The sequence below is a fragment of the Luteimonas terrae genome, from assembly GCF_004358165.1.
In the GTDB taxonomy this organism is placed as follows: domain Bacteria; phylum Pseudomonadota; class Gammaproteobacteria; order Xanthomonadales; family Xanthomonadaceae; genus Luteimonas; species Luteimonas terrae.
The window spans coordinates 78655-87401 of record NZ_SMTG01000003.1 but is presented as its reverse complement, the minus strand read 5'-3'; the positions used below and the strand labels follow the sequence as shown (position 1 = coordinate 87401).

At 67.6% G+C, this 8747-nt stretch carries 14 protein-coding genes; 11 read left to right on the top strand and 3 right to left on the bottom strand.

Features of this window, described 5'->3' with window-relative positions; genetic code table 11:
• The first annotated feature begins 31 nt into the window (after nt 1-31).
• The 6 genes from E2F49_RS08925 to E2F49_RS08905 all read left to right on the top strand — a co-directional run bounded on the left by E2F49_RS08925 (nt 32) and on the right by E2F49_RS08905 (nt 3108).
• Nucleotides 32-715: a hypothetical protein gene (locus tag E2F49_RS08925; RefSeq protein ID WP_133393584.1), complete on the top strand. Its 684-nt coding sequence runs from the start codon at nt 32-34 to the stop codon at nt 713-715.
• A gap of 25 nt (nt 716-740) precedes the next feature.
• Nucleotides 741-929 carry a hypothetical protein gene (locus E2F49_RS16350; protein ID WP_165971173.1) on the top strand — a complete coding sequence of 63 codons (189 nt, stop codon included), beginning with the start codon at nt 741-743 and terminating at the stop codon, nt 927-929.
• Entirely contained in the window at nt 898-1101 is a 204-nt protein-coding gene (locus tag E2F49_RS08920) for a hypothetical protein (RefSeq protein WP_133393583.1), read from the top strand. The genes E2F49_RS16350 and E2F49_RS08920 overlap by 32 nt, the downstream gene beginning before the upstream one ends.
• A 189-nt stretch (nt 1102-1290) precedes the next feature.
• Nucleotides 1291-1734: a BON domain-containing protein gene (locus E2F49_RS08915; protein ID WP_133393582.1), complete on the top strand. Its 444-nt coding sequence runs from the start codon at nt 1291-1293 to the stop codon at nt 1732-1734.
• Nucleotides 1735-1959: 225 nt separating this feature from the next.
• Entirely contained in the window at nt 1960-2313 is a 354-nt protein-coding gene (locus E2F49_RS08910) for an FKBP-type peptidyl-prolyl cis-trans isomerase (protein ID WP_133393581.1), read from the top strand.
• A gap of 123 nt (nt 2314-2436) precedes the next feature.
• The gene (locus E2F49_RS08905) at nt 2437-3108 is read left to right on the top strand and encodes a hypothetical protein (RefSeq protein WP_133393580.1); all 672 of its coding nucleotides are present in this window, start codon (nt 2437-2439) and stop codon (nt 3106-3108) included.
• Nucleotides 3109-3141: 33 nt separating this feature from the next.
• On the opposite strand, the gene E2F49_RS08900 is transcribed toward E2F49_RS08905, so the two are convergent.
• The gene (locus E2F49_RS08900; RefSeq protein WP_133393579.1) at nt 3142-3810 is read right to left on the bottom strand and encodes a DUF2306 domain-containing protein; all 669 of its coding nucleotides are present in this window, start codon (nt 3808-3810) and stop codon (nt 3142-3144) included.
• Between the two features lie 141 nt (nt 3811-3951).
• Here E2F49_RS08900 and E2F49_RS08895 point away from each other — a divergent pair, with 141 nt between their 5' ends.
• From E2F49_RS08895 to E2F49_RS08885, 3 genes are all read left to right on the top strand, one after another.
• Nucleotides 3952-4950 carry a hypothetical protein gene (locus E2F49_RS08895; RefSeq protein WP_133393578.1) on the top strand — a complete coding sequence of 333 codons (999 nt, stop codon included), beginning with the start codon at nt 3952-3954 and terminating at the stop codon, nt 4948-4950.
• 73 nt (nt 4951-5023) lie between these two features.
• A complete protein-coding gene (locus E2F49_RS08890; protein ID WP_133393577.1) occupies nt 5024-5986 on the top strand; it encodes a DUF2268 domain-containing putative Zn-dependent protease in 963 nt (320 codons plus the stop codon).
• A 222-nt stretch (nt 5987-6208) separates the two neighbouring features.
• A complete protein-coding gene (locus tag E2F49_RS08885) occupies nt 6209-7030 on the top strand; it encodes a hypothetical protein (RefSeq protein ID WP_133393576.1) in 822 nt (273 codons plus the stop codon).
• A 62-nt stretch (nt 7031-7092) separates the two neighbouring features.
• Here the strand turns inward: E2F49_RS08885 and E2F49_RS08880 are convergent, their stop codons facing one another.
• Nucleotides 7093-7344 (bottom strand): hypothetical protein, encoded by a 252-nt coding sequence (locus E2F49_RS08880; RefSeq protein ID WP_133393575.1) that lies wholly within the window; start codon nt 7342-7344, stop codon nt 7093-7095.
• On the bottom strand, nt 7344-8057 hold the full coding sequence (locus E2F49_RS08875) for a pseudouridine synthase (RefSeq protein WP_055251743.1): 714 nt from the start codon (nt 8055-8057) through the stop codon (nt 7344-7346). Before E2F49_RS08875 ends, E2F49_RS08880 begins: the two co-directional genes overlap by 1 nt.
• A 156-nt stretch (nt 8058-8213) precedes the next feature.
• Here E2F49_RS08875 and E2F49_RS16345 point away from each other — a divergent pair, with 156 nt between their 5' ends.
• Nucleotides 8214-8354, top strand: a complete 141-nt coding sequence (locus E2F49_RS16345; RefSeq protein WP_165971172.1) for a hypothetical protein — start codon at nt 8214-8216, stop codon at nt 8352-8354.
• Between the two features lie 35 nt (nt 8355-8389).
• Nucleotides 8390-8641: a Rho-binding antiterminator gene (locus E2F49_RS16340; protein WP_165971171.1), complete on the top strand. Its 252-nt coding sequence runs from the start codon at nt 8390-8392 to the stop codon at nt 8639-8641.
• Nucleotides 8642-8747 lie beyond the last annotated feature (106 nt).

Here is an 8747-nt window from a genome sequence, read left to right as displayed (position 1 = left end):
GTTTGTTTGAGCCGAGGAGCAAGACGAGGCCATGGATCAGGCGCCTTTGACATTTGCGCTGCTGGATACCCAGATCGAGGCCGTGCCTGAGGGGCCGGTCGCGGCGCTCAACACACCGCAATGGATTCGCCCTTGGACGCTTATTGGCGTTCTCGGCGCAGTGTTGGGTCTGCTTCCCTCGCTGTTGATCCAGTGGTTCGCACCTGCGCAGTGGATGGTCTGGATGTCGAAGGCTGGGCTGATCATCATGGTGATTGGATTCGCGCCCGGCTTCGTGCGCAACACCATCGTGTTATGGCGCGAGTTTCGTGCGCATCGCCGTGGAATGATCGCGCAGGTTGATCACGACGTTGCCGAGTTTCGGTCATTGGCGAAGCGGCTGGCCACGTATCCGAAAGGCGAGCTTGAGGCGCAAGCTCGGGCCGCCCGCATGGGCTACGAAAGGCTTGGCTCTAGACTGACAATTCTGATTGGCGGCGTCGAGCGTCTGGGCCTCATGCCCTTGCTGCTGTCGTTGTTCGTCGTCCTGCGCAACTGGCGTGATCTTCTGGCATTACCCAGCTGGATCGCGTTCTTTGCGGTAATGGCCGCGATCCTCTGGCTCATCGGCTGGGCTGGCGCCGAGTTCCGACGGCGGATGCAGTTCTACCCGTATCTGCTCGACGAAGCGCTGATCATCCAGGCCGAGCAGTCGCCGGACTCAACGAAGAAATGACCTTGCTCGGGTCGAACGTTCCGGCATGCTTCCTGAGAACGTTGCCACGTTGACGGAAGCACGGGCGCGGCTGTTCGAGATCGGCGGCGTACTCATGGATCAGTACGAGCGCGGCGCTCGCTTTTTTGCTCGCATCGGGCTGGTCGTTCGAGATCGAGTTCGATCGCTACAGCACGGGATTCATGACCTCGATCCTCGATCACCGCAGCAGTGAGGCCTACGTCGTCTTTGTTCTGATGGAGGTCTTCGAGGAGCTGCTTGGGCGACGCTACGGTCAGGCTACTCTCGAGAATCAGGTCGCTTTCATCGACAAGAAAAAGGCGTCGTTGTTTGGCGATCCCAAGTGGTACGCGGGTGCCTACACCGCTGCGGTGAGTTCCTACTGAGCGCGTTCCTGCTCCGGATTGAAACGTTGATCGCCTTCGGCTGCTGGAGGATGCGCAGCGACGCATGCTCACGATGGCGTAAGCCGTCCAGCCCGGTCCGCGTATTCACGCGACGTCGGCGGTTTCGTCACGCCGCAGCGGCATCGTGCCGCGGAGACTCCGGCCACACCCCGGACGCTGGAGTTCCACATGACTTCCAATCTCACCCGTATCCCGCTGGCCATTGCCCTGACTTCCGTGATGGCGCTGGCCGTCGGTTGTTCGAACGACCGTACCGCCGAAGACCAGGCAGCGATGCAGCCGGCCAACGACCCGGCAATGACCACGCCGCCGGCCGCAACCACGCCGATGGACACCACCGCCACCGACCCGATGGCGAACGACGGCACGATGGCCGGCACCAACGACTCCGAGCAGCCGGGCACCGATACCTGGATCACCACCAAGGTGAAGTCCTCGCTGCTGGCCGACTCCAACGTCAAGGGTCTCGACATCAACGTCGAAACCGTCAATGGCGTCGTGACGCTGACCGGCATGGTCGATCAGCAGTCGCAGATCGCCGATGCCACCCGCATCGCGCAGGGCATCGAAGGCGTGACCAGCGTCGTGACCGACGGTCTGACGACCCGCTGATCACTGCATGTCGTGGGTCGGGCCTCGGCTCGACCTGCGGCAACAGTTCGATCGGATCAAGGAATGCCGCGCGCCCTCGGGCGTGCGGCATTTCTTTTGGCAAAACGGGCGGTCATCCGCAACGACGGCACCCGCGCGTCCCGTTAATGGGTCGCCGAGCGCCACGCGGAACCGCGAGCCGCCCGCTAGACTGCGCGGCCCACTCCACATTCGAAGGATGCCGCCATGCCCATGACCACCACGCCATCCGGCCTGCAGTACGAAGACACCGTCGTCGGCACCGGCAAGGAAGCGCAGCCCGGTCGCAACGTGACCGTGCACTACACCGGCTGGCTGTACGAGAACGGCGCGCAGGGCGCGAAGTTCGACTCCAGCAAGGATCGCGACGAGCCTTTCATCTTCCCGCTCGGCGGCGGCATGGTCATCAAGGGCTGGGACGAGGGCGTGCAGGGCATGAAGGAAGGCGGCCAGCGCACGCTGATCATTCCCGCCGGCCTCGGCTACGGCGCACGCGGCGCCGGCGGCGTGATTCCGCCGAACGCGACGCTGAAGTTCGACGTCGAACTGCTGGGCGCCTGAGGCTAGCGGCGCACGCGGGCAGGCGCGGCGCATCGAGGTCTCGGGGCCTCGTCCACGTATACCCGTGAGTGCCCGCCTTACGTCGAAGGCCTTACGTCCAATCCGAGGTCACCGGAGAAGTTGATGCACACGACGTGGCGATGGACCGCTCTGACCGCCGTGCTGTACGCCGCGGCCGTAAGCAAAGCGCGTGCGGAACCGCCCTTGGACACGTTCGTGTTCATCGGAGAACGCGTGTCGGTCGAGCGCATGGCGGACCCCTGCGCGGTGGAGCCAGGCGAAGCGTTGCGCTGCATCACGATGGACGAGTTGTTCACCGCCCGCTACCGGATCGTGCAGCCCATCGTCGGCACGCCCGCCGGCGACACGCTCGAGTTCCGCGTGGCCGACCACTACGGATTCCCGCCGTTCGCGCGTTTCGAGAACGCCCTGTTGTTCGTGGCGATGGCCGAGCCGCCCTACCTGCACAAGTACCAGGCGGTGCCCGTGCACCGTACGGCGGACGGGCGGTGGGCGTCCTGCGGTGACATCCGCCGCAATGTGGATGACCCGAAGTCGCCGGAGGTCAGGCCGCTGGACTTTCCTGACCCGATCGCGCGTTGGGAGGACCTGGCGGAACTCGGGCAGCAGGCCTATCGCAGCGGCGAAATGACCCACTGGCGTGTAGCCGGTGGAGAGGTCCGGTGCACGGAAGGCATGTACGTCGAAGACGTGTACCGGGCCGTCCGCGATGGCGTGCTGCGCGCCCGCGGTGTGTCCTTGCCGGTGTGGCCGGCAGCTGCTGCGGCGCGTTGAGCCCAGCGCCAGCGTTGCGCACGGGCCGCGTACTCAGACGGCGGCGGGCATCGCGCGCGTATCGCGAAAACCGCGCACAAGCCGGCCGATCTCGTAGAGCAGTAGCGGCAACGCCCAGCTGCTCCACAGCAGCACCGGAATCAGCAACGTGGGCGGCGCCAGTGCCGCCATGCCAGGTGCATGCAGCGCAAGCCGGAACGCGATCGGCGACAGCGTGACAAGGTAGTTGCGCAGCATCCAACGCCGATGCATTTGCACCTGTCCGCGGCGGATGGCGATGTAGCCGAAGGCCGCAGTGACCAGCCACGCCAGACCGGTGGCAGCAAATGCGATACGGATGCCTGCCGGTGCGGGCGAAGTGGCGACGAGGCCGGCCGCGGCCAGGCTCACGAACAGACCGGCCGCCAGATAGAGACGGCCCGTCCAGCGATGCAGACGCGGCATGGCAGTGCGCAGGCGCGCGATGAATTGCCAAGGGCCGAGCAGCAACATCGCCGCGCCCGCACCCAGATGCAGCCACAACCACGCGCGTCGCGTCGCGTACATGCCGTAGGCGGCCGAATCGGGCACGGCATAGTCGTGCCAGACGCCGCGCAGGAAATACGCGGTGATGGCGAGCGCACACAGCCAGGCGGCCGGCCGCAGCAGGCGCCTGGCCTTGAACACACGGCGGTCTGGTGGGGCGACGGTGGACACGGCCATCGAGCGGAATCCTGCGGACGAGGCGCCACTCTAGCGCTGCTGCCGGCGACCGCGTTGTCCGTCACCGCGGCATGCGCATGTCCGCTTCGGATTGCGTCCTGCATGCGAGGATGCCCAAGGGAAAACAGGGGGAGTGCAGGGATGCTCGGTTGGCTGTTCGGGAAGCGGGACGCCGCGAAGGCGGCGCCGGAAACGCGCGAGGCGGACACGCGTCTGCCGGTGCACATGATCTGGCGCGAGGACATGACGCTGCCGGTGCCGGACTGGCCGTCGATGGGCGCCGGGCTGTCCCCCGCCGCGGACGACGCGTACCTGCACGACTACTACGACGCCGCGGCCATGCACTGGCTCAACGCGTTGGCGCAGGCACTGCCCGCCGACTACCGGCAATCCGGCACGCAGGACTTCCTGCTGCTGTCGGCGCAGCCGCCGCGCGAGGCGGCCCTGGTGCTGCGCAGTTGCACGCAGGCCCTGCGTGCGATCCGCGAGAGCCTCGGCGCGCTGGCCGACGACGTCGGCTTCGGTCGCCACGTGGTGCTGGTGTTCGCCAGCCAGGACGATTATTACGCCTACCTGTCGCAGTACCGGCACGACGGCGACGAGGCGCCGATGTCCAGCGGCGTCTTCATCAACGCCGGCTACGGACATTTCGCCAGCTGGCATGACGGTCTGGACGAACTGGAGGCCGTCGTGGTCCATGAACTCACGCACGCGCTGCTGGCCCATCTTCCGATGCCCGAATGGCTGCACGAAGGTTTCGCGGTGAACGTGGAGCAGACCCTGCTGCCGCGACTGGCCGATCCTCGCCTGGCGCTGTACCGGCCCGACGAGATGGCCGCACGTCACGCCGCGTGGTGGGATGCCACGACGATCCAGACGTTCTGGTCCGGCGCGGCCTTCCACACCGCGAACGACGGCGTGGATCTCGCCTACGACCTCGCGCGCACGATCACCGCGCTGGCCGCGCGCGAAGACGGTGCCGCGTTCCGCGCGTTCGCCGCCGTCGCCACCCGCCAAGACGCGGGCGCGAACGCCGCTGAACACACGCTGGGGTATCCGCTGACCCATCTGGTCGAAGCGGTGCTGGGCGAGGGCGACTGGGCCCCGCGTCCGGAGAATTGGACAGTGCAGCCGTCCTGAGGCAGGCCACGCGACCGGCATGTGTTCGGCATGGCATAAGGTCGCGGTGGATGACCTGCAGGCGGAGTTCCGGATGCGCATCGGACGGACCATGGGCGGGGCGATGTGCGTGCTGGCGCTGTGCAGTTGCGTGTCGACGTCACCGCGCGCGCCTGCCGTGCTCATCACCGGCGACGTCGACCGCTTCGACGCGCTGATGGCGCGTGCCGGCCCGACGCCCGATGCCGCGACCTTGCAGCGCGACTACCTGGCGCCGGGCAGCGCCGCGCTGCAGGCCTTCGATCGCGAAACGATCGGCGGCGCAGCGCGCCTGTCGGACGCGATCGCCGGGCAGCCGACGCGCTGGCGCGATGCGCTCGAGCGCTGCGGCACCGACACCGCGCGCGCTGCCGCCCAGGCCGATGCGCAGGACGTGCTGCAGGCCTACCGACGCGTGTTCGCAGACTTCAGTGCTCCGCCGATCCACCTGCTGCTGGGCGCAGATCATTCGTCAGGCATGCGCCTGCCCGGCCCGCGTGTCGCGATCGCGCTGGAGCGCGTGTGCGCGACCCCTGACTGGCGCCCGGGGTTCCGCACGCTGCTGGCCCACGAATTCGCGCACGCACCGCAGCCCGAGTGGCCCGACGACGCCCCGCAGCGTCGCGACCTGCTCGCATGGGCTCTGCGCGAGGGTGCGGCCGATTACCTGGGTGCGCTGGTCCGCGGCGACGATCCGTCCGGGGCCGGCAACGCCTGGGCGATGGCGCGCGAGGCCGCGTTGTTCGCGGAATTCCACCGCGACCGCGCGACCATGCGCGCGCACTGGCAGGGCGCAGCGCCCGACGCCGTCGCCATCGAATCCGGCACGCGCTGGTTCTGGAATGCGGAAAGCCCGGAGCGCCCGCAGGACCTCGGCTACTGGATCGGTCAGCGCATCTGGCACGGCTATGTCACGCGCGCCCCGGACCGCACGCAGGCGTTGCGGCGGCTGCTGACCCTGGACGATCCGGACGCGGTGCTGCAAAACAGCGGCTACGCGCCTGCAGTCGCGGACTAGCGCGGCTTCGCCGGACGGCCCGGGCGTGATGTGCGAGCCGTGCCCGAATCGTGCGTGTCGATACGAATGACATGCGGCGACGCCGACCGGCATGGCAGCTTTCGCCGCGCATTCGCGTTCTACAGGGCGAACACGACACCGCGTCGGTGAGGGGATGCCATGAGGATCGTCGAAGCCGGGCTGCGCTGGCTCTACGGGCTGTTCTACGGTCTGACCGGATTGATGTGGTTCGTCGACACACTGCGCGGCGCGCCCACCGTCGGCCCGGGTGCGGACGAGTCCGCTGCGGCCAAGGCGTTCTCGGCGGCGGTGTCGGCCACCGGCTTCGGCGACCCGCTGATCGCCGCGGTCTGCCTGCTGGGCGGCGGCCTGCTGCTGGTCCGTCGCACGGCGCCGATCGGCCTGTTGCTGCTCACGCCACTGGTGGTCGGCATCTGTCTGTTCCACCTGCAACTCAACACGCTGCCGTATTACCGCATCTGGGGCGCCGCGCATCTGGCGTGCCTGCTGCTGTTGCTGTGGCTGCACCGCGACGCATACCGCAGCCTGTGGCAGCCGCGTGTGCGCGCGGCTCGAGGCGTGCCCGGTGTTCTGTCAGCGACCCGCAGCGGGTTGGATCTGTGGAGCGTCCAGCGTCTCGGCGTAGGCGACGATTTCCTCGGCGGTCATGCCGGCGACCTGGTCCTTGATGCGTCCAATCGACATCGTCTGAAGTTCGGGACGTTGCACGACCTCGTAGGCGCTCTGCACACCCGCGAGATTGATCTTCGCCATGGCCATCGCGAGCGCCTGTTGTCCGTTGCGATCGGTGTTGTCCATCATCTGCTTGAACGAGGCTTGCGCCGTCGCCTCGGAAGTCGCGTCCAGTCGGATCGCTTCACGCGCCTGCAAGGAAAATGCGCTCATCGCCAAAGCGAGCAGGATGGCGGCGGTCCGGTGTGTGTGCATCGTGTGCTCCTGATTCCGTTCGGTATTCGGCCTGCACGCGCGATCTGCGCTGCATCCTGCTTCGATGCGCATGCCGACGGTGACACGCCACTCTAGACGGATGACGCGGCGGATCATCTGGGGACAACCCGAGGTTCGACGACAGGGTCGCTCCGGCCTCAGGCGTCCGCCTCGATCGTCTCGTCCAGCCGGTCCGACGCCACCATGAAACCGTTGGCTTCGACGGTGTCGCGCACCTCGAGCAGCGCGCTGCCGAGCGCGTCGAGATCGTCCGCGTCCGCCGCGCCGACGATCTCGATGCAGCGGGCGTTGAACCAGGTCCAGAACTGGCGATAGGTCTTGCCCTGCCAATGCTCGGCGCCGATCGCGCGATGCAGTTCGCCGAGGGCGATGGTGGACGCGTCGCGCATCAGAATTCGGCCTGGCCGGGCAGCAGTCCGCGCAGTTCGGCGTCGGTGAGGTTGCGCCACTGGCCCGGCTTGAGGTGCGCCAGCTTGACCGGGCCGATGCGCACGCGCACCAGCTGTTTGACGCGCAGGTTGAAGTGCGCGGCCATCAGGCGGATCTGCCGATTGAGGCCCTGCACCAGGGTGATGCGGAACCCGAACTTGCCCAGCGGAGCGGTGCGGCAGGGCAGGGTGATCTGACCATGCACCGGCACGCCGCGGGCCATGCCGCGGAGGATGTCCTGGGTGACGGCGTGGTTCACCGCGACCAGATACTCCTTTTCCAGCTTGTTCTCGGCGCGCAGGATCGCGTTGACGATGTCGCCGTTGCTGGTCAGCAGGATCAGGCCCTCGGAATCCTTGTCGAGACGGCCGATCGGAAAGATGCGTTCGCGATGGTCGACGAAGTCGACGATGTTGCCCTTCACCGAGGACTCGGTGGTGCAGGTGATGCCGACCGGCTTGTGCAGCGCGATGTAGACGTGGCGGCGCTTGCCGGGCGCGGCGGCGCGCTGCAGCAGCGCCTGGCCGTCGACCTGCACCACATCGCCTTCGCCCACTTCCGCGCCGACGCGCGCGCGGATGCCGTTGACCGTGACCCGGCCTTCGCCGATCAGGCGGTCGGCTTCGCGCCGCGAACAAGCGCCGGTGTCGCTGATGTGCTTGTTGAGTCGCATGGGGCGGGCAGGACGGGCATCGCGGGGGAGCGCAGTCTGGCAGATCGGGGCCACGGGGTCATGGCGACGGCGCGCCGCGCCGTTCAGGCCGGCTGCACGGCGGTTTGATGTGCGGCGGCGCAGGCTGGTCATCCAGACCCGTCGATGGAGCGCAGCATGAGCACGCCGCAGACACCGGACAGCCAGCAGAAGTCGCAGCGCGACAAGGCCCCGCCCGAGCGGCCGCAAGGCGACGCGCCCGGCAAGCTGTCCGACGATTCGGGCGACCGCGCCGAAGAACGCCAGGGCGGCCACTGACGCCCTCTTCCCAACCCGAGACACCGGACCTACCGATGACCGACGACACCTATCGCCCGATCAGCTGCGACTTCCACGATCTACTGGAAGCCTCCGCCACGCAGCGCAAGACCTCCAAGCTCGAAGTGCGCGATGCCGATGGCGGCCTGCGCGAACTCTCCGCCCGCATCACCGACATCGAGACGCATGCCGATGGCGAATACGTGCTGCTCGACCGCGGCGAGGAAATCAGGCTCGACCGCATCGTCTCGATCGACGGCGCGCAGGCGGCCGACTATCCGGACTGAGTGTCCCCTAGCAGCAGGCGGACGCATGCGTTGCCCGCTGGCAGCGCGTGCATCGTGCGTGCCGGTCCGGTGAGGCGATCACGCCGTGAGCGGCGTCCAGGTTCCA